The organism is Bacillus sp. FSL W8-0629 (genome assembly GCF_038593225.1).
GTDB lineage: Bacteria > Bacillota > Bacilli > Bacillales > Bacillaceae > Bacillus > Bacillus altitudinis.
Genome location: NZ_CP151975.1, coordinates 94,686 through 115,902, shown reverse-complemented (window position 1 = coordinate 115,902; position 21,217 = coordinate 94,686). Strand labels below are relative to the sequence as shown.

Genomic DNA, 21,217 nt, shown 5'->3' with positions numbered 1-21,217 from the left:
ATAAGTCTCTTTCAGCCGGTGAAGACTCTTTCTGTGATGGACGATAACATTGTACTTCTCCCTCGCAACGATTTTCCTTATATTTGTTTAATGCGGTTTAATACCGTCTCTTTACCTAGTAGTTCAATACTTTGCGGAAGCTCTGGGCCATGCGTTTGTCCAGTGACAGCCACACGAATTGGCATGAATAGTTTCTTACCTTTATGCCCTGTTTCTTTTTGTACCGCTTTAATGGCAGCTTTGATTTCATCAGGTGTGAAAGACTCAAGACGTTCAAGCTGACCTGCAAACGAAGCCATCACTTCTGGTACTTGCTCTTCTGCAAGAACTTCCTTTGCCTCTTGATTATACTCAATTTGTTCCTTAAAGAACAACTCTGTTAACTCAACAATTTCTGCTCCGTAGCTCAATTGCTCGTGGTATAGAGAAATGAGTTTGCGCACCCACGTGTTTTCTTCTTCTGTCAGCTGCTCACTTACCTTGCCTGCCTTTTGAAGATGTGGAAGTGTAAGTGCCACAACTTGATCAAGATCAAGTGCTTTTACGTATTGGTTATTCACCCATTTTAGTTTATGCATATCGAAGAGAGCTGGTGACTTAGAAAGTCGATTGACATCGAAAATATCGATGAACTGCTCTTTTGTAAATAGTTCCTCTTCACCAACTGGAGACCACCCAAGCAGTGCAATGAAGTTAAACAAAGCTTCTGGTAAATAGCCCAAGTTCTTATACTGTTCGATGAACTGGATAATTGATTCATCACGCTTGCTTAATTTCTTGCGGTTCTCGTTTACGATCAGCGTCATATGTCCGAACAGCGGAACATCCCAGCCAAATGCATTGAAGACCATAATTTGTTTAGGTGTATTCGAGATGTGATCCTCACCGCGAAGAATGTGAGTCATTTTCATCAAATGATCATCCACCGCTACAGCGAAGTTATACGTTGGCGTACCATCTTTCTTCACAATAACAAAGTCACCGATGCCGTCTGTTTCAAATGAAATCTCGCCTTTGACCATATCGTCAAATTTGATGATTTCTCCTTTAGGCACTCGGAAGCGGATGCTTGGCTCTCTTCCTTCCGCAATCAGCTTGTCCTCTTCTTCTTTTGATAAATGACTGCATTTACCAGAATATCGAGGCATTTCACTGCGAGCAATTTGTGCTTCACGCTCTTCTTCTAGTTCTTCAGCCGTACAATAGCACTTATACGCCAAGTCTTTCGCTAGCAGCTCGTCATAATATTTTTTGTAAATATCATTACGCTCTGATTGTCTGTAAGGACCGTAGCCGCCATCTTTATCAATGCTCTCGTCCCAATCAATCCCGAGCCATTGCAGGTGGCGAAGCTGGCTTTCTTCTCCGCCTTCTACATTACGCTTTTGATCCGTATCCTCGATTCGAATAATAAATTTGCCGCCTTGACTGCGTGCGAACAAATAGTTGAAAAGAGCCGTTCTAGCATTCCCAATATGTAAATGACCAGTTGGACTCGGTGCATAACGAACACGCACTTCATTTCCCATGAGTTTAACTTCCTTTCATCTGCATCATGTTGTCTGACACCAATTTTTTATAAACGTATTTTATCATCAAAACCCATTCTCATCAAAACGGATTTTACTTTTTCTGAAGAAGTACGGTTGCTTGAGAGGCAATTCCTTCGCCTCTTCCTGTAAATCCAAGTTTCTCTGTCGTTGTTGCTTTGACATTCACCTGTGTGACATCTGCCTCAAGAGCTTCTGCGATTTTCTCACACATTGGCTGAATGTATGGTGCCATCTTTGGTTTTTGCGCCATGATCGTGCAATCGATATTCACCAGTGTATAGCCTTTTTCTTTTACAAGTGCCCACACGTGCTGAAGTAATTTAAAAGAGTCTGCATCTTTAAACTCCGGATCCGTGTCTGGGAAATGTCTGCCGATATCTCCTTCTGCAATCGCACCTAGGCAGGCATCCGCCACAGTATGAAGCAGTACATCCGCATCTGAATGCCCAAGTAGACCCTTTTCATAAGGGATCGTCACACCACCAATAATAAGAGGTCTTCCCTCTGTTAATTGATGCACATCAAAACCTTGTCCTATTCTAAACATGTTCTAGTACCCTCTTTCCGCATCCATAATTGCCTTAGCAACCAATAAATCATCCGGTGTTGTCAGTTTAATATTGGTATAGTCTCCTTGGACAATATACACACTCTCACCGTGTAATTGTTCCACAAGACTGGCGTCATCTGTTCCAAGAAAGCCTGTCCGCTCCGCATGTTCATGCGCTTCTTTTAAAATAGAATGACGAAAAGCTTGTGGGGTCTGGACTGCCCACAAGCTCTGACGTTCAATGGTTTGTTCCACTTTGCCTTCTTGAACGCGTTTGATTGTGTCTTTCACTGGTACCGCTACGACTGCGGAGCCTTTTTCAATCGCTGCTTTAACGAGCAAGTCAATCTGTGTATGCTTAATAAAAGGCCTTGCGCCATCATGAACAAGCACGATGTCCGCATCTTGCACAGCCTTCAATCCTTCGTATACACTTTGCTGCCGTTCTTCACCGCCAGTGACAAGTGAAACAGGCGTTTGAAAAGCGTGTACCTTCAGTAGCCTTTCAAAGTCACGACGCTCTTCTTCATTGATGGCTAAGATCATGCGTCTGCATTGTGAATGAGCGTCAAACACCTTCAGTGTGTGGATGATGACCGGCATTCTTTTCAATTCAATAAAAAGTTTATTGCGGCCGGCCTTCATTCGCTTCCCCTGCCCCGCAGCCGGAATAACTACTTCATAATACATGTTCGTTCTCCCTTTAGAGCGCCTTCTCCAGAAGTTTTGGCTTCGCAAAAATCATTCTTCCAGCAGCAGTTTGCAGCACACTCGTGACGAGCACATCAATGTCTTTTCCAATATAATTGCGTCCTTCTTCGACCACAATCATCGTACCGTCATCTAAGTAAGCAACACCTTGGTTATGCTCTTTCCCATCTTTGATGACCTGTACCTTCATTTCTTCCCCAGGCAGCACAACCGGTTTGACTGCATTGGCTAGATCATTGATGTTTAACACTGCTACTTTTTGAAGTTCGCATACTTTATTTAAATTAAAATCATTTGTCACAACAACACCTGAAGTTAACTTAGCGAGTTTCACAAGCTTGCTGTCAACCTCTTGAATATCTTCAAAGTCACCTTCGTAAATTTCAACTTTAATATCCAGTTCTTTTTGGATACGATTTAAAATATCAAGACCTCTTCGGCCTCTATTTCTCTTTAATACATCAGAAGAGTCTGCAATATGCTGTAATTCCTCGAGTACAAATTGAGGAATGACCATCACACCTTCTAGGAATCCAGTTTGACAAATATCTGCGATTCTTCCATCAATGATAACACTTGTGTCTAAAATTTTCAGCTTTTTATCTTCTATTTCAGGTTCATCATCAGCTGCTCCTTTTTTCTTTGTGACCTTTGCAGATCGAGAGAACAGCCCCATCATTTCATCCTTCTTCTTAAACCCTACCTGAAATCCAAGGTATCCTAAAAAGAAAGCCAGGAAAATCGGAATAATGGTACCAAAAATATGATATGGGATATTGTTTAGCGGGATCACGTTTACAATAAGATATGCTAGAATAAGTCCAAATACTAAACCGAAACTTCCAGATATAAGATCAGGAAGAGGCGCCTTCAATAGAGAATCCTCGATCCATTTCACCCAATTAACCACATAGCCTGTGCACCATTTACCAATGATAAAGAACACAGCGGCTCCTATTAGTGCTGAAGAGTAAGCATTTGTTATGAAAGGTATGTCCTTCAAATTTAACAGCAGAAATAACTCTGGAATGATAAAAATCCCTACAACTGCACCGAAAATGATAAAAAACGCCTGAACGATTCTTTTTAACATACCTTCACCTCCTTTATTTTTCATCTGTCAATCCACCTTCATCTGACATTGATATATGCTTAAGTTTCCTATCATCATGAACAGAAAACAAAACCATCATTAATATACCCATATTCATCCATTTTTAACCGTATTTAAGAAAAATTTCTCTTTTTATAGCTGACGGTCGATATAATGTTTTTCTTGCAGTCTTTTTAATCCTTTTTTTATCTTTTTCGCCCTTACTTCTCCAATTCCTTCTACTTCATCCAAATCTTGTACATCTGCTTCCATAATTCGATCTAGCACACCAAATGCTTCGACCACGTTTTCAACGATTGGCATAGGCAGTCTAGGGATTTTATGAAGTAATCTGTATCCTCTAGTGTATACATATTCGTCAATATTTGTAGATGCTGGATAGCCAAGTAACTTGTACAAAATGGAGTCATCTAAAAGCTCAAAACTCGACATATCTTGGAGCTGTTTCAGCAGCACATATGGATCTTTGATCTTTTCTTTCACGTAATCTTTAATAAATAACGCCGCTTCCTGCTCCATATCTGTAATCAGCTCATTGACTTGCAGACGGATCAAGTGTCCTTCTGTCCCAAGCTCTTTGATATACATATTGATTTCATTTTTGATTCTAAGTACCATTTCATAACGATGTAGCACGGATAATACATCACCAAAGGTCACAAGCTCTTCAAATTCTAAGGCGCTTAACGCAGAAATGGCATGATCTAAAATGGTTTTATATTTCTCAAGTGTTTGTATCGCTTGGTTGGCCTTCGTCAAAATAAAACCAATATCTTTCAGCGTATATCGTCGATTCCCTTGGTATAAGGTAATGACGTTCCGACGTTCAGAAATGGCAATGATTAAGCAACCTGTCTGCTTTGCTACACGTTCAGCCGTTCGGTGTCTCATGCCTGTTTCTGATGAATGAATGGTTGCATCCGGCATAAGCTGTGTATTCGCATACAAGATTTTTTGACCAGAGTCACTTAAAATAATCGCCCCATCCATTTTCGCCAATTCATATAAATGTGCTGGGGAGAAAGCAGAATTAATATGAAATCCTCCATCTACCACACTTTTCACTTTATCATTATAACCAACAACAATGAGCCCTCCAGTATTGGCTCTTAGGACGTTTTCAATCCCTGCCCGCAGGGGTGTCCCCGGTGCCACAAACTGGACAATATCTAAGAGATCGACTTCTCTCGCTCCTTTTTTCTCTTTTTCCATTTCTATGATCCCCCTAGTGAAATACGAAGTGCCTCTGCTACATTTTCTACACCGACTAACTCAATCCCTCTCGGTTTTTTCCATCCATCTATATTCGCCTGAGGAATAAACATTCGCTTAAATCCTAGTTTAGCAGCTTCCTGCACACGCTGTTCAATTCTTGATACTCTTCTGACTTCTCCCGTCAGACCCACTTCTCCTATAAAGCAATCTGCTTGATGCGGCGCTGCATCTTTAAAGCTTGATGCAATACTAACGGCAATAGCCAAGTCTATCGCTGGTTCATCAAGTTTCACACCACCTGCGACCTTTAAGTAGGCATCTTGGTTTTGCAGTAACAGCCCTACCCGTTTTTCTAAAACGGCCATAAGCAATGACACTCGGTTATGATCAAGGCCAGTAGCCATTCTCCGTGGATTCCCAAAGCTCGTCGGTGAAATAAGTGCTTGTATCTCCACTAGAACAGGTCTTGTTCCTTCCATTGAGGCAACAACACACGATCCAGATACACCTGCTGACCGCTCTTCTAAGAAGATTTCTGATGGGTTTAATACCTCTGTGAGCCCTTCCTCTCTCATTTCAAAAATTCCTAATTCATTCGTTGAACCAAAACGGTTTTTCACTGCCCTTAAAATACGAAACGTATGATGACGCTCCCCTTCAAAATAAAGAACTGTATCTACCATATGCTCTAAAAGGCGCGGCCCAGCAATCGAGCCCTCCTTCGTCACGTGACCAACGATAAAAATAGGAATACCATTCGTCTTGGCAATTTTCATCAGCTGGGCAGTGCATTCCCTCACCTGAGAAACAGATCCAGGAGCTGACGTGATATCGCTTTGATAAACGGTTTGAATTGAATCGACCACAACAAAAGCGGGTTTCATCTCTTGTATAGCAGACGTTATATACTCCATATCGGTTTCAGCCAAAACATGTAAAGAGGCACTTTCAATACCGAGACGGTCCGCCCTAAGCTTCGTTTGTTTGATTGATTCCTCACCAGATATGTATAACACATTCTGATTTTGATCTGATAGCTGTGCTGAAACTTGTAATAATAGTGTGGACTTCCCAATCCCAGGATCACCGCCAATAAGAACGAGTGAACCTTTGACAATTCCACTTCCTAATACTCGGTTAAATTCTTCTAAATTCGTTTTAATTCGGGGTTCTTCGGATGTTTCAATTGCAGATATAGGTGAAGGTTTTTGAATGGTTTGAACAGAATGATTAAACGCACTTCGACGATTTGCCGGCTCTTTACGAACGACCTCTTCTGTCATACTGTTCCAAGTGCCGCAGCCGGGACATTTCCCCATCCATTTGGCTGACTCATAACCGCACGATTGGCATATAAATTTTGATTTTGACTTAGCCATAGATTGAAGAATACAACTCCTTATACTGGTCAGAAAATAAGTAAAGGGAGGCATCCAACTTACTGGTATGCCTCACACTTTTTTCTTACTATATTAGTTCGTAGCAGCCGTTGCTTTTACGACAATTTCTCCATCTTCTACATCTAATACGATATGTTGGCCCTTTTCAATATTGCCTTTCAGCAATTCCTCAGAAAGTCGATCCTCGACGTGCTTTTGAATCGCTCTTCTTAACGGACGAGCACCATACTCAAGATCTACACCTTCGTCGGCAATCTTGGCTTTTGCTGCTTCCGTCAATTCAATTGAAAGGTCCTGCTCTTTTAGTCGTTTTGTTAATTGATCAGACATGAGAGACACAATCTCTTTTAGATGTTTCTTTTCGAGTGAGTGGAAGACAATGATTTCATCAATACGGTTGATGAACTCTGGTCTAAACGCACGTTTCAGCTCACCCATTACTTTGCCTTTCATATCTTTGTAATTTTGACTTTCATCCTGCACGTTAAAGCCAACATATTTATTGCGCTTCAGCTCACTAGCTCCAACGTTTGAAGTCATAATCAAAATCGTATTTCTAAAGTCAACAGTACGACCTTTAGAATCAGTGAGACGACCATCTTCTAACACTTGAAGTAAGATGTTAAACACATCAGGGTGCGCCTTTTCAATCTCATCTAGAAGCACGACAGAATACGGCTTTCTTCTCACTTTTTCAGTCAGCTGACCGCCCTCATCATAGCCCACATAGCCTGGAGGTGATCCAACAAGTCTTGAAGTCGAGTGTTTTTCCATGTACTCAGACATATCAATACGAATCATCGCTTCTTCATCACCGAAGATAGACTCAGCGAGTGCTCTTGCAAGCTCAGTCTTACCAACACCTGTTGGCCCTAAGAAAATAAAGGAGCCAATCGGACGTTTCGGATCTTTTAGTCCAGCACGGGCACGTCTTACAGCTTTTGCAACAGCAACAACTGCTTCATCCTGTCCAATGACGCGAGAGTGGAGCAATTGTTCCATGTTTAGAAGCTTATCTGTTTCTGTTTGAGCAATTTTTGAAACAGGTACTCCCGTCCAGCTAGAAACAACCATTGCGATATCATCCACAGAAACCTCTGAATTCTCTTGTCCCTGCTTTTCTTTCCAAGATTTCTTCGTCACTTCTACCTTTTCACGCAAACGTTGCTCCGTATCACGAAGAGAAGCGGCTTTTTCAAATTCTTGACTTTGAACAGCTGCATCCTTTTCCTTGCGTACTTCATCCAGCTTTTGCTCAAGTTCCTTTAGATTAGGCGGTGTTGTGAAAGAACGTAAGCGAACTTTTGAACCCGCCTCATCAATTAAGTCGATCGCCTTATCTGGAAGGAAACGATCGGAGATATAACGATCAGAAAGCTTTACCGCCGCCTCAATGGCTTCATCTGTAATAGACACACGGTGATGTGCTTCATAACGGTCTCTAAGCCCTCTTAAAATTTGAATACTTTCATCAACAGATGGCTGGTCCACTTGAATTGGCTGGAATCGACGTTCAAGTGCAGCATCTTTTTCAATATATTTACGGTACTCATCTAACGTTGTTGCCCCGATACATTGAAGCTCACCACGTGCTAAAGATGGTTTTAGAATATTAGAGGCATCAATCGCACCCTCTGCTCCTCCTGCACCAATCAGTGTATGAAGCTCATCAATGAAGAGAATGATATTTCCAGCCTGACGGATTTCGTCCATGACTTTTTTCAAACGATCCTCGAATTCACCACGATATTTCGTTCCCGCTACAACGGTTCCCATATCAAGTGTCATGACTCGTTTATCACGCAGAATTTCAGGCACTTCGTTGTGAATAATTTGCTGTGCGAGGCCTTCTGCGATCGCTGTTTTACCAACACCAGGCTCCCCAATCAAGACAGGGTTATTCTTTGTTCTTCTACTTAGGACCTCAATGACACGCTGAATTTCTTTGCTGCGGCCAATCACAGGGTCCAAGCTGTCCTCTTTCGCAATAGCCGTTAAGTCTCTTGCCAAGCTATCTAAAGTTGGTGTATTGGCATTGCTATTAGATCCTGCCGCAGATGCACCCGTTTCATTGCTGCCTAGAAGCTGCAATACTTGCTGGCGTGCTTTATTTAAGCTCACTCCGAGGTTATTTAAGACACGGGCAGCTACACCCTCTCCCTCACGAATAAGACCTAAAAGAATATGTTCTGTCCCTACATAGGAATGACCAAGCTTTCTCGCTTCATCCATAGAAAGCTCCGTAACCTTCTTCGCTCTAGGTGTGTAATGAGGAATAGCTTGAGACACCTCTTGCCCTCTTCCAATCAAGCTCTCGACTTCTTTTTGGATTTTATCTGAAACAAGGCCCAGTGCTTCTAATGCTTTTGCGGCGATGCCCTCACCTTCACGTACAAGACCAAGTAAAATATGCTCTGTACCGATGTTCTTATGGCCTAGGCGAATGGCTTCTTCTTGTGCAAGTGCTAATACCTTTTGAGCTCTTTCAGTGAATCTTCCAAACATCATATCGTTTCATCCTCCTGTCCATTCCTATGCATTTCTAAGCGCAGCCTTTCTCTGATAATTGCTGCTCGTTTTATATCTCTTTCATTTGGTTCCAAGGCTCCTCCTGAATATTGCTGAAGGAAGCCAGGCTGTGTCAAAATCATGAGTTCATTCAGTATATTACTTGAAAGCCCCTTAATGATACCTAAATCAATTCCAAGTCGCACATCTGACAAACACTTAGCCGTTTCCTTAGATTCAATCATGCGACAATTAGCCAAAATCCCCAAGGAACGGTACACTCTGTCTTCAAGTTCAATTTTAGACGTCTGATATAATGCCTTACGTGCAGATCGCTCTTGTTCAATGAGCTGCGCCGTCACACTATTCAAGTCATCTACAATATCTTCTTCTGATTGACCCAGTGTCATTTGATTTGAAATTTGAAAGATGTTTCCTATTGCTTCGCTACCCTCACCATAAATTCCTCTGACCACAAGACCTAATTGATTAATTGCAGGAATAATGCGATTCATTTGTCTTGTCAGGGCTAATGCTGGTAAGTGCATCATGACTGAAGCCCTAATACCTGTACCTACATTGGTCGGACAGCTCGTTAAGTATCCTCGCTTTTCTGAAAACGCATAATCCACTTGCTCTTCAATCCAGTCATCTATTTGGTTAGCTGCTTTTAGTGCATTAGCCAGCTGAAATCCTGGGAACAAGCATTGAATACGAATATGGTCTTCCTCATTCAGCATGACACTGATTTCTTCATTTTCTGAAAGCAAACAGCCGCCAAATCTTGATTCTGCTAAATTGGGGCTAATCAAATGCTTTTCAACAAGTACCCTTTTAGCCAAAGGCTGCGTTTCATTCATTCGAATCAGAACAAAGTTTCCAATTTCCTTCACTTCCTGGCTCGCAAACTTTTGCTCGAATTGCTGAAGAACAGCTTCAGCCTCCTCTTGAGAAAACTGAGTTGGGAAACGAACATGCTCTAGATTGCGTGCCAGCCGAATACGACTGCTTAGAACAATGTCACTTTCTGGTCCTTTCTGTTTCATCCATTGACTTAATGCGTCTTGAATAAAATGCTGGAGCGACATGTCGTTAATCTCCCTCCCTCTGCTGAGATTGCTCATGCTCTAATGCACGAATTTGATCTCGAACTTCCGCTGCTTTTTCAAACTCTTCCTGTTCAATCAGCTGCTTCAGTTCTTGCTGCATTAACTCAAGTTTCCGGCGAACATGCAGACTGCCGGCAATCCGTTTAGGGACTTTTCCATTATGGACTGTATTTCCACTATGGACTTTCCTTAAAACAGGATTTAAATACTGATCAAAGGTTCGATAACATTCTGCACAGCCAAAACGGCCTGTTTTCCTGAATTGCTGAAAAGTTAAGCCACACTTAGGACATTGATCCACTTCTCTTGCCTCTTGAAAAATAGATGATCCTTTATTCGCACTTGTGGTAAAGCTAGGATCAATATTCAATAAGCCTGATAATAAGTTGTGAATCGAGAAACCTTGGTTTCCACTCATAGCATATGAATCACTGTTTTCTTTTGCACATTGTTCACATATGTGCATTTCTTGTTTTTCTCCATTTATTACTTTCGTAAAGTGAAAAGTGGCTGGTCTCTCATTGCATTCTTGACAAATCAATCTTTTCACCCGCTTTACTTTAATTTCAAAGCATTCAACATCGCTTTCATCATCCGAGCCCGCAGTTCATCTCGTTCAGGTAAATCAATGTGTAAAACAGAACGGTCCATGACACTAATCATCATCTTTGCTTCTCTTTCGGATAAAATGTTGTTCTCAACAAGACGCATAATGATATGATCAGATGCAGCCTGTGATAAACGATGATATATTTGGGAAATAATGTTGTTCAATAAATCGACTTCATCATTCATTTTGACTTTAATGATTCGGATATAGCCACCGCCGCCACGCTTACTTTCGACGATATAACCTCTTTCGCTCGTAAAGCGTGTATTGATAACATAGTTAATTTGTGAAGGTACGCATTGAAACTTATCTGCAATTTCATTGCGTTTAATTTCTAATATTTCTCGACCATTCTGATCCAAGACTTCCTTCAAATACTGCTCGATGATATCAGAAATATTTTGTGCCACTCCGCCTCCTCCTCCATTGACTTTGACTATATTTGACTTTAATCTTACTATAAATTTTTTCGATCGATTTTTCAAGATAATCGCTCAACTAACAATATTATTTCCACATTTATCTGGTGCCAAACGTCCCAAAAACACAAAAAAGACCAGTTCCGATTGGAACTGATCCTTTGAAAAGCTTGGCGGCGTCCTACTCTCACAGGGGGAAACCCCCAACTACCATCGGCGCTGAAGAGCTTAACTTCCGTGTTCGGTATGGGAACGGGTGTGACCTCTTCGCTATCGCCACCAAACCTGATGGAGAGAATGTTCTCTCAAAACTAGATAACAATGTTCATTTTTCACATTAGAATATAGGTTAAGTCCTCGATCTATTAGTATCTGTCAGCTCCACGTGTCACCACGCTTCCACCTCAGACCTATCAACCTGATCATCTTTCAGGGATCTTACTTCCTTGCGGAATGGGAAATCTCATCTTGAGGGGGGCTTCATGCTTAGATGCTTTCAGCACTTATCCCGTCCGCACATAGCTACCCAGCGATGCCCTTGGCAGAACAACTGGTACACCAGCGGTGCGTCCATCCCGGTCCTCTCGTACTAAGGACAGCTCCTCTCAAATTTCCTGCGCCCGCGACGGATAGGGACCGAACTGTCTCACGACGTTCTGAACCCAGCTCGCGTACCGCTTTAATGGGCGAACAGCCCAACCCTTGGGACCGACTACAGCCCCAGGATGCGATGAGCCGACATCGAGGTGCCAAACCTCCCCGTCGATGTGGACTCTTGGGGGAGATAAGCCTGTTATCCCCGGGGTAGCTTTTATCCGTTGAGCGATGGCCCTTCCATGCGGAACCACCGGATCACTAAGCCCGACTTTCGTCCCTGCTCGACTTGTAGGTCTCGCAGTCAAGCTCCCTTGTGCCTTTACACTCTGCGAATGATTTCCAACCATTCTGAGGGAACCTTTGGGCGCCTCCGTTACATTTTAGGAGGCGACCGCCCCAGTCAAACTGCCCACCTGACACTGTCTCCCTGCCCGATAAGGGCAGCGGGTTAGAAGGTCAATACAGCCAGGGTAGTATCCCACCGATGCCTCCACCGAAGCTAGCGCTCCGGTTTCCAAGGCTCCTACCTATCCTGTACAAGCTGTACCAACATTCAATATCAGGCTGCAGTAAAGCTCCACGGGGTCTTTCCGTCCTGTCGCGGGTAACCTGCATCTTCACAGGTACTATAATTTCACCGAGTCTCTCGTTGAGACAGTGCCCAGATCGTTGCGCCTTTCGTGCGGGTCGGAACTTACCCGACAAGGAATTTCGCTACCTTAGGACCGTTATAGTTACGGCCGCCGTTTACTGGGGCTTCAATTCGCACCTTCGCTTACGCTAAGCGCTCCTCTTAACCTTCCAGCACCGGGCAGGCGTCAGCCCCTATACTTCGCCTTACGGCTTCGCAGAGACCTGTGTTTTTGCTAAACAGTCGCCTGGGCCTATTCACTGCGGCTTCTCGGGGCTTTAACACCCTAAGAAGCACCCCTTCTCCCGAAGTTACGGGGTCATTTTGCCGAGTTCCTTAACGAGAGTTCTCTCGATCACCTTAGGATTCTCTCCTCGCCTACCTGTGTCGGTTTGCGGTACGGGCACCTCTCACCTCGCTAGAGGCTTTTCTTGGCAGTGTGGAATCAGGAACTTCGCTACTAAATTTCGCTCGCCATCACAGCTCAGCCTTCACGGGAAACGGATTTGCCTATTTCCCAGCCTAACTGCTTGGACGCGGATATCCAATACCGCGCTTACCCTATCCTCCTGCGTCCCCCCATTGCTCAAATGGTGAGGAGGTGGTACAGGAATATCAACCTGTTGTCCATCGCCTACGCCTTTCGGCCTCGGCTTAGGTCCCGACTAACCCTGAGCGGACGAGCCTTCCTCAGGAAACCTTAGGCATTCGGTGGACGGGATTCTCACCCGTCTTTCGCTACTCATACCGGCATTCTCACTTCTAAGCGCTCCACCAGTCCTTCCGGTCTGACTTCACTGCACTTAGAACGCTCTCCTACCACTGTTCGTAAGAACAGTCCGCAGCTTCGGTGATACGTTTAGCCCCGGTACATTTTCGGCGCAGAGTCACTCGACCAGTGAGCTATTACGCACTCTTTAAATGGTGGCTGCTTCTAAGCCAACATCCTGGTTGTCTAAGCAACTCCACATCCTTTTCCACTTAACGTATACTTTGGGACCTTAGCTGGCGGTCTGGGCTGTTTCCCTTTCGACTACGGATCTTATCACTCGCAGTCTGACTCCCAAGGATAAGTCATCGGCATTCGGAGTTTGACTGAATTCGGTAACCCGGTAGGGGCCCCTAGTCCAATCAGTGCTCTACCTCCGAGACTCTTACCTTGAGGCTAGCCCTAAAGCTATTTCGGAGAGAACCAGCTATCTCCAGGTTCGATTGGCATTTCACCCCTACCCACACCTCATCCCCGCACTTTTCAACGTGCGTGGGTTCGGGCCTCCATTCAGTGTTACCTGAACTTCACCCTGGACATGGGTAGATCACCTGGTTTCGGGTCTACGACCACGTACTCATGCGCCCTATTCAGACTCGCTTTCGCTGCGGCTCCGCATCTTCTGCTTAACCTTGCACGGGATCGTAACTCGCCGGTTCATTCTACAAAAGGCACGCCATCACCCGTTAACGGGCTCTGACTACTTGTAGGCACACGGTTTCAGGATCTATTTCACTCCCCTTCCGGGGTGCTTTTCACCTTTCCCTCACGGTACTGGTTCACTATCGGTCACTAGGGAGTATTTAGCCTTGGGAGATGGTCCTCCCGGATTCCGACGGAATTTCACGTGTTCCGCCGTACTCAGGATCCACTCTGGAGAGAACAACATTTCAGTTACAGGGCTGTTACCTTCTTTGGCGGGCCTTTCCAGACCTCTTCGCTTATATCGTTCCTTTGTAACTCCGTATAGAGTGTCCTACAACCCCAAGAGGCAAGCCTCTTGGTTTGGGCTGTTCCCGTTTCGCTCGCCGCTACTCAGGGAATCGCATTTGCTTTCTCTTCCTCCGGGTACTTAGATGTTTCAGTTCCCCGGGTATGCCTTCTCATACTCTATGTATTCAAGTATGGATACTACTCCATTACGAGCAGTGGGTTTCCCCATTCGGAAATCTCCGGATCAAAGCTTGCTTACAGCTCCCCGAAGCATATCGGTGTTCGTCCCGTCCTTCATCGGCTCCTAGTGCCAAGGCATCCACCGTGCGCCCTTTCTAACTTAACCATTTCTTACTTTAGAAAGAATCACTATGTGTGATGAACTTTGCATTGCATTCAATGTGAATGTATTACTTATTGTTATCTAGTTTTCAAAGAACAATCCTGTCTCGCTAGAGACATGTTTGAAGGAATGATCCTTCAAAACTAAACAAGACGAAAACGCACACTGCTCCATATATCCTTAGAAAGGAGGTGATCCAGCCGCACCTTCCGATACGGCTACCTTGTTACGACTTCACCCCAATCATCTGCCCCACCTTCGGCGGCTGGCTCCATAAAGGTTACCTCACCGACTTCGGGTGTTGCAAACTCTCGTGGTGTGACGGGCGGTGTGTACAAGGCCCGGGAACGTATTCACCGCGGCATGCTGATCCGCGATTACTAGCGATTCCAGCTTCACGCAGTCGAGTTGCAGACTGCGATCCGAACTGAGAACAGATTTGTGGGATTGGCTAAACCTTGCGGTCTCGCAGCCCTTTGTTCTGTCCATTGTAGCACGTGTGTAGCCCAGGTCATAAGGGGCATGATGATTTGACGTCATCCCCACCTTCCTCCGGTTTGTCACCGGCAGTCACCTTAGAGTGCCCAACTGAATGCTGGCAACTAAGATCAAGGGTTGCGCTCGTTGCGGGACTTAACCCAACATCTCACGACACGAGCTGACGACAACCATGCACCACCTGTCACTCTGTCCCCGAAGGGAAAGCCCTATCTCTAGGGTTGTCAGAGGATGTCAAGACCTGGTAAGGTTCTTCGCGTTGCTTCGAATTAAACCACATGCTCCACCGCTTGTGCGGGCCCCCGTCAATTCCTTTGAGTTTCAGTCTTGCGACCGTACTCCCCAGGCGGAGTGCTTAATGCGTTAGCTGCAGCACTAAGGGGCGGAAACCCCCTAACACTTAGCACTCATCGTTTACGGCGTGGACTACCAGGGTATCTAATCCTGTTCGCTCCCCACGCTTTCGCTCCTCAGCGTCAGTTACAGACCAGAGAGTCGCCTTCGCCACTGGTGTTCCTCCACATCTCTACGCATTTCACCGCTACACGTGGAATTCCACTCTCCTCTTCTGCACTCAAGTTTCCCAGTTTCCAATGACCCTCCCCGGTTGAGCCGGGGGCTTTCACATCAGACTTAAGAAACCGCCTGCGAGCCCTTTACGCCCAATAATTCCGGACAACGCTTGCCACCTACGTATTACCGCGGCTGCTGGCACGTAGTTAGCCGTGGCTTTCTGGTTAGGTACCGTCAAGGTGCAAGCAGTTACTCTTGCACTTGTTCTTCCCTAACAACAGAGCTTTACGATCCGAAAACCTTCATCACTCACGCGGCGTTGCTCCGTCAGACTTTCGTCCATTGCGGAAGATTCCCTACTGCTGCCTCCCGTAGGAGTCTGGGCCGTGTCTCAGTCCCAGTGTGGCCGATCACCCTCTCAGGTCGGCTACGCATCGTCGCCTTGGTGAGCCGTTACCTCACCAACTAGCTAATGCGCCGCGGGTCCATCTGTAAGTGACAGCCGAAACCGTCTTTCATCCTTGAACCATGCGGTTCAAGGAACTATCCGGTATTAGCTCCGGTTTCCCGGAGTTATCCCAGTCTTACAGGCAGGTTACCCACGTGTTACTCACCCGTCCGCCGCTAACATCCGGGAGCAAGCTCCCTTCTGTCCGCTCGACTTGCATGTATTAGGCACGCCGCCAGCGTTCGTCCTGAGCCAGGATCAAACTCTCCGAAAAAGTACAAAACCGAAGTTTTGCTTTTCGCCAGTTTGACTGACTACCTATGATGTATCATAGGATTTTTTATAAAAACTCGAATTAACAGGTACGTTTTGTCTTGTTTAGTTTTCAAAGATCATATTGGTGGAGCCTAGCGGGATCGAACCGCTGACCTCCTGCGTGCAAGGCAGGCGCTCTCCCAGCTGAGCTAAGGCCCCATAAAAGATGGTCGGGAAGACAGGATTCGAACCTGCGACCCCTTGGTCCCAAACCAAGTGCTCTACCAAGCTGAGCTACTTCCCGATCTTAATGGCGCGCCCGAGAGGAGTCGAACCCCTAACCTTTTGATCCGTAGTCAAACGCTCTATCCAATTGAGCTACGGGCGCTTATTTTATAATGCCGAGGGCCGGACTTGAACCGGCACGGTAGTCACCTACCGCAGGATTTTAAGTCCTGTGTGTCTGCCAATTCCACCACCCCGGCGTGGATGGTATAAGCGGAAGACGGGATTCGAACCCGCGACCCCCACCTTGGCAAGGTGGTGTTCTACCACTGAACTACTTCCGCATTACAGGATTTCTTTATGTTGTTTGGCAATGCGGGTGAAGGGACTTGAACCCCCACGTCATAAAGACACTAGATCCTAAGTCTAGCGCGTCTGCCAATTCCGCCACACCCGCATGAAAATGGTGAGCCATGAAGGACTCGAACCTTCGACCCTCTGATTAAAAGTCAGATGCTCTACCAACTGAGCTAATGGCTCGCTTTTAAAGCGACTTGTCTATCTTACCATATGAAAGTGGTGCCGGCAAGAGGACTTGAACCCCCAACCTACTGATTACAAGTCAGTTGCTCTACCAGTTGAGCTACACCGGCTTTATCTATCCTAACATTATGTAAGAATAAATATGGTGGAGGATGACGGGCTCGAACCGCCGACCCTCTGCTTGTAAGGCAGATGCTCTCCCAGCTGAGCTAATCCTCCATATTATGTCGTTTCGAATGTCTCTCGATCTGACAAATAGTATTATATAACGATAAGATATTGTTTGTAAAGACTTTTTTAAAATAATTTTTGAATTTATTTTAAAGCTATTTTTTCACATCTTTTCGTTAAGGCACCTAAAGAAGTTTACCACTTGTCTCTTCATTTTAAAAGTCTTTTTTTCATTTTTTTTATGTTTTTTGTTAAAAAGGGCATTAATAGCGCTTTTTCAATGTAAAAACAGCTCTTTTAAAGCTGAAAAATGTTTGTTTTATTCCTTAAATCCTCAGATAACGTGCATATAGAAACGAATTTTTTTATTATTTTATTTTTCCGAGAAACCATTTTGTATATTTGCTTTATATTAAATTGATCCTGGTCATTTTCCAAAAATTCGTCTCAGTGTTCCCTTGCCTCATCAAACATTGTGGTGCTTAACTCAAATCTTCCTCCCCTCTCTCATTAGCAAACCAAGATGCCCTTTGCTCTCTTATGTAGGTTTCAATGATCTAGCAGCAAGCGCAGTTCGCTACATATGGTTGCCAGAGGAGAAGATCCTTTTTAGACATGTTTACTCTTTCGATGTTGACTCTTAGCAAGATGAGCGAGCGACGAGATTGGATGATAAGAATTTTATAGAATGTCTAGAATTCCAGTGAAGGGGATGAAATGAATGAGTTATTGAGAATGTAGTGAAAGACCACTATTTTTAATATAAATAGATATATCATTTATTAAAACACAAAAAAGACCAGTTCCGATTGGAACTGATCCTTTGAAAAGCTTGGCGGCGTCCTACTCTCACAGGGGGAAACCCCCAACTACCATCGGCGCTGAAGAGCTTAACTTCCGTGTTCGGTATGGGAACGGGTGTGACCTCTTCGCTATCGCCACCAAACCTGATGGAGAGAATGTTCTCTCAAAACTAGATAACAATGTTCATTTTTCACATTAGAATATAGGTTAAGTCCTCGATCTATTAGTATCTGTCAGCTCCACGTGTCACCACGCTTCCACCTCAGACCTATCAACCTGATCATCTTTCAGGGATCTTACTTCCTTGCGGAATGGGAAATCTCATCTTGAGGGGGGCTTCATGCTTAGATGCTTTCAGCACTTATCCCGTCCGCACATAGCTACCCAGCGATGCCCTTGGCAGAACAACTGGTACACCAGCGGTGCGTCCATCCCGGTCCTCTCGTACTAAGGACAGCTCCTCTCAAATTTCCTGCGCCCGCGACGGATAGGGACCGAACTGTCTCACGACGTTCTGAACCCAGCTCGCGTACCGCTTTAATGGGCGAACAGCCCAACCCTTGGGACCGACTACAGCCCCAGGATGCGATGAGCCGACATCGAGGTGCCAAACCTCCCCGTCGATGTGGACTCTTGGGGGAGATAAGCCTGTTATCCCCGGGGTAGCTTTTATCCGTTGAGCGATGGCCCTTCCATGCGGAACCACCGGATCACTAAGCCCGACTTTCGTCCCTGCTCGACTTGTAGGTCTCGCAGTCAAGCTCCCTTGTGCCTTTACACTCTGCGAATGATTTCCAACCATTCTGAGGGAACCTTTGGGCGCCTCCGTTACATTTTAGGAGGCGACCGCCCCAGTCAAACTGCCCACCTGACACTGTCTCCCTGCCCGATAAGGGCAGCGGGTTAGAAGGTCAATACAGCCAGGGTAGTATCCCACCGATGCCTCCACCGAAGCTAGCGCTCCGGTTTCCAAGGCTCCTACCTATCCTGTACAAGCTGTACCAACATTCAATATCAGGCTGCAGTAAAGCTCCACGGGGTCTTTCCGTCCTGTCGCGGGTAACCTGCATCTTCACAGGTACTATAATTTCACCGAGTCTCTCGTTGAGACAGTGCCCAGATCGTTGCGCCTTTCGTGCGGGTCGGAACTTACCCGACAAGGAATTTCGCTACCTTAGGACCGTTATAGTTACGGCCGCCGTTTACTGGGGCTTCAATTCGCACCTTCGCTTACGCTAAGCGCTCCTCTTAACCTTCCAGCACCGGGCAGGCGTCAGCCCCTATACTTCGCCTTACGGCTTCGCAGAGACCTGTGTTTTTGCTAAACAGTCGCCTGGGCCTATTCACTGCGGCTTCTCGGGGCTTTAACACCCTAAGAAGCACCCCTTCTCCCGAAGTTACGGGGTCATTTTGCCGAGTTCCTTAACGAGAGTTCTCTCGATCACCTTAGGATTCTCTCCTCGCCTACCTGTGTCGGTTTGCGGTACGGGCACCTCTCACCTCGCTAGAGGCTTTTCTTGGCAGTGTGGAATCAGGAACTTCGCTACTAAATTTCGCTCGCCATCACAGCTCAGCCTTCACGGGAAACGGATTTGCCTATTTCCCAGCCTAACTGCTTGGACGCGGATATCCAATACCGCGCTTACCCTATCCTCCTGCGTCCCCCCATTGCTCAAATGGTGAGGAGGTGGTACAGGAATATCAACCTGTTGTCCATCGCCTACGCCTTTCGGCCTCGGCTTAGGTCCCGACTAACCCTGAGCGGACGAGCCTTCCTCAGGAAACCTTAGGCATTCGGTGGACGGGATTCTCACCCGTCTTTCGCTACTCATACCGGCATTCTCACTTCTAAGCGCTCCACCAGTCCTTCCGGTCTGACTTCACTGCACTTAGAACGCTCTCCTACCACTGTTCGTAAGAACAGTCCGCAGCTTCGGTGATACGTTTAGCCCCGGTACATTTTCGGCGCAGAGTCACTCGACCAGTGAGCTATTACGCACTCTTTAAATGGTGGCTGCTTCTAAGCCAACATCCTGGTTGTCTAAGCAACTCCACATCCTTTTCCACTTAACGTATACTTTGGGACCTTAGCTGGCGGTCTGGGCTGTTTCCCTTTCGACTACGGATCTTATCACTCGCAGTCTGACTCCCAAGGATAAGTCATCGGCATTCGGAGTTTGACTGAATTCGGTAACCCGGTAGGGGCCCCTAGTCCAATCAGTGCTCTACCTCCGAGACTCTTACCTTGAGGCTAGCCCTAAAGCTATTTCGGAGAGAACCAGCTATCTCCAGGTTCGATTGGCATTTCACCCCTACCCACACCTCATCCCCGCACTTTTCAACGTGCGTGGGTTCGGGCCTCCATTCAGTGTTACCTGAACTTCACCCTGGACATGGGTAGATCACCTGGTTTCGGGTCTACGACCACGTACTCATGCGCCCTATTCAGACTCGCTTTCGCTGCGGCTCCGCATCTTCTGCTTAACCTTGCACGGGATCGTAACTCGCCGGTTCATTCTACAAAAGGCACGCCATCACCCGTTAACGGGCTCTGACTACTTGTAGGCACACGGTTTCAGGATCTATTTCACTCCCCTTCCGGGGTGCTTTTCACCTTTCCCTCACGGTACTGGTTCACTATCGGTCACTAGGGAGTATTTAGCCTTGGGAGATGGTCCTCCCGGATTCCGACGGAATTTCACGTGTTCCGCCGTACTCAGGATCCACTCTGGAGAGAACAACATTTCAGTTACAGGGCTGTTACCTTCTTTGGCGGGCCTTTCCAGACCTCTTCGCTTATATCGTTCCTTTGTAACTCCGTATAGAGTGTCCTACAACCCCAAGAGGCAAGCCTCTTGGTTTGGGCTGTTCCCGTTTCGCTCGCCGCTACTCAGGGAATCGCATTTGCTTTCTCTTCCTCCGGGTACTTAGATGTTTCAGTTCCCCGGGTATGCCTTCTCATACTCTATGTATTCAAGTATGGATACTACTCCATTACGAGCAGTGGGTTTCCCCATTCGGAAATCTCCGGATCAAAGCTTGCTTACAGCTCCCCGAAGCATATCGGTGTTCGTCCCGTCCTTCATCGGCTCCTAGTGCCAAGGCATCCACCGTGCGCCCTTTCTAACTTAACCATTTCTTACTTTAGAAAGAATCACTATGTGTGATGAACTTTGCATTGCATTCAATGTGAATGTATTACTTATTGTTATCTAGTTTTCAAAGAACAATCCTGTCTCGCTAGAGACATGTTTTGAAGGAATGATCCTTCAAAACTAAACAAGACGAAAACGCACAC

The 21,217-nt window shown here is 45.7% G+C and carries 10 protein-coding genes, 9 tRNA genes, 5 rRNA genes and 1 other annotated feature (1 of these 25 running past the window's edge); all 24 genes read right to left on the bottom strand.

What is annotated here, in order from left to right; genetic code table 11:
- Positions 1 to 77: a binding site (T-box leader), on the bottom strand; it reaches 153 nt to the left of the window's first position.
- Entirely contained in the window at positions 78 to 1,529 is a 1,452-nt protein-coding gene (gene gltX / locus NSQ17_RS00615; protein ID WP_039169429.1) for a glutamate--tRNA ligase, read from the bottom strand.
- A 94-nt stretch (positions 1,530 to 1,623) separates the two neighbouring features.
- Entirely contained in the window at positions 1,624 to 2,100 is a 477-nt protein-coding gene (gene ispF / locus NSQ17_RS00610; RefSeq protein ID WP_007496273.1) for a 2-C-methyl-D-erythritol 2,4-cyclodiphosphate synthase, read from the bottom strand.
- A gap of 3 nt (positions 2,101 to 2,103) precedes the next feature.
- The gene (gene ispD / locus NSQ17_RS00605) at positions 2,104 to 2,793 is read right to left on the bottom strand and encodes a 2-C-methyl-D-erythritol 4-phosphate cytidylyltransferase (RefSeq protein ID WP_008345432.1); all 690 of its coding nucleotides are present in this window, start codon (positions 2,791 to 2,793) and stop codon (positions 2,104 to 2,106) included.
- 13 nt (positions 2,794 to 2,806) lie between these two features.
- Positions 2,807 to 3,907, bottom strand: a complete 1,101-nt coding sequence (locus tag NSQ17_RS00600; protein ID WP_047946821.1) for a PIN/TRAM domain-containing protein — start codon at positions 3,905 to 3,907, stop codon at positions 2,807 to 2,809.
- 153 nt (positions 3,908 to 4,060) lie between these two features.
- A complete protein-coding gene (gene disA / locus NSQ17_RS00595; protein ID WP_007496267.1) occupies positions 4,061 to 5,140 on the bottom strand; it encodes a DNA integrity scanning diadenylate cyclase DisA in 1,080 nt (359 codons plus the stop codon).
- Between the two features lie 2 nt (positions 5,141 to 5,142).
- Positions 5,143 to 6,522 (bottom strand): DNA repair protein RadA, encoded by a 1,380-nt coding sequence (radA, locus tag NSQ17_RS00590; protein ID WP_017359160.1) that lies wholly within the window; start codon positions 6,520 to 6,522, stop codon positions 5,143 to 5,145.
- Positions 6,523 to 6,615: 93 nt separating this feature from the next.
- Positions 6,616 to 9,051, bottom strand: a complete 2,436-nt coding sequence (clpC, locus tag NSQ17_RS00585; protein WP_007496263.1) for an ATP-dependent protease ATP-binding subunit ClpC — start codon at positions 9,049 to 9,051, stop codon at positions 6,616 to 6,618.
- Positions 9,048 to 10,139: a protein arginine kinase gene (locus NSQ17_RS00580; RefSeq protein WP_065459669.1), complete on the bottom strand. Its 1,092-nt coding sequence runs from the start codon at positions 10,137 to 10,139 to the stop codon at positions 9,048 to 9,050. The genes clpC and NSQ17_RS00580 overlap by 4 nt, the downstream gene beginning before the upstream one ends.
- A gap of 4 nt (positions 10,140 to 10,143) precedes the next feature.
- Complete coding sequence (locus NSQ17_RS00575) at positions 10,144 to 10,701, bottom strand: UvrB/UvrC motif-containing protein (protein WP_007496258.1); 558 nt, start codon at positions 10,699 to 10,701, stop codon at positions 10,144 to 10,146.
- Positions 10,702 to 10,715: 14 nt separating this feature from the next.
- Positions 10,716 to 11,180, bottom strand: a complete 465-nt coding sequence (locus NSQ17_RS00570) for a CtsR family transcriptional regulator (RefSeq protein ID WP_003217184.1) — start codon at positions 11,178 to 11,180, stop codon at positions 10,716 to 10,718.
- A gap of 177 nt (positions 11,181 to 11,357) precedes the next feature.
- Positions 11,358 to 11,473: ribosomal RNA gene (gene rrf, locus NSQ17_RS00565) — 5S ribosomal RNA — on the bottom strand.
- Between the two features lie 61 nt (positions 11,474 to 11,534).
- Positions 11,535 to 14,465, bottom strand: a 23S ribosomal RNA gene (locus NSQ17_RS00560).
- Between the two features lie 181 nt (positions 14,466 to 14,646).
- Positions 14,647 to 16,195, bottom strand: a 16S ribosomal RNA gene (locus NSQ17_RS00555).
- A gap of 124 nt (positions 16,196 to 16,319) precedes the next feature.
- Positions 16,320 to 16,395 (bottom strand) — tRNA-Ala (locus NSQ17_RS00550).
- 8 nt (positions 16,396 to 16,403) lie between these two features.
- Positions 16,404 to 16,480: transfer RNA gene (locus tag NSQ17_RS00545), tRNA-Pro, on the bottom strand.
- 7 nt (positions 16,481 to 16,487) lie between these two features.
- Positions 16,488 to 16,564: transfer RNA gene (locus NSQ17_RS00540), tRNA-Arg, on the bottom strand.
- Between the two features lie 11 nt (positions 16,565 to 16,575).
- Positions 16,576 to 16,661, bottom strand: a tRNA-Leu gene (locus NSQ17_RS00535).
- A gap of 12 nt (positions 16,662 to 16,673) precedes the next feature.
- Positions 16,674 to 16,745 (bottom strand) — tRNA-Gly (locus NSQ17_RS00530).
- Positions 16,746 to 16,775: 30 nt separating this feature from the next.
- Positions 16,776 to 16,858: transfer RNA gene (locus NSQ17_RS00525), tRNA-Leu, on the bottom strand.
- 7 nt (positions 16,859 to 16,865) lie between these two features.
- Positions 16,866 to 16,941, bottom strand: a tRNA-Lys gene (locus NSQ17_RS00520).
- A gap of 37 nt (positions 16,942 to 16,978) precedes the next feature.
- A tRNA-Thr gene (locus NSQ17_RS00515) sits at positions 16,979 to 17,054 on the bottom strand.
- Between the two features lie 33 nt (positions 17,055 to 17,087).
- Positions 17,088 to 17,163, bottom strand: a tRNA-Val gene (locus NSQ17_RS00510).
- A gap of 782 nt (positions 17,164 to 17,945) precedes the next feature.
- Positions 17,946 to 18,061, bottom strand: a 5S ribosomal RNA gene (rrf, locus tag NSQ17_RS00505).
- A 61-nt stretch (positions 18,062 to 18,122) separates the two neighbouring features.
- A 23S ribosomal RNA gene (locus NSQ17_RS00500) occupies positions 18,123 to 21,053 on the bottom strand.
- Together the 16S, 23S and 5S rRNA genes with 9 tRNA genes alongside form the textbook arrangement of a ribosomal RNA operon.
- Positions 21,054 to 21,217 lie beyond the last annotated feature (164 nt).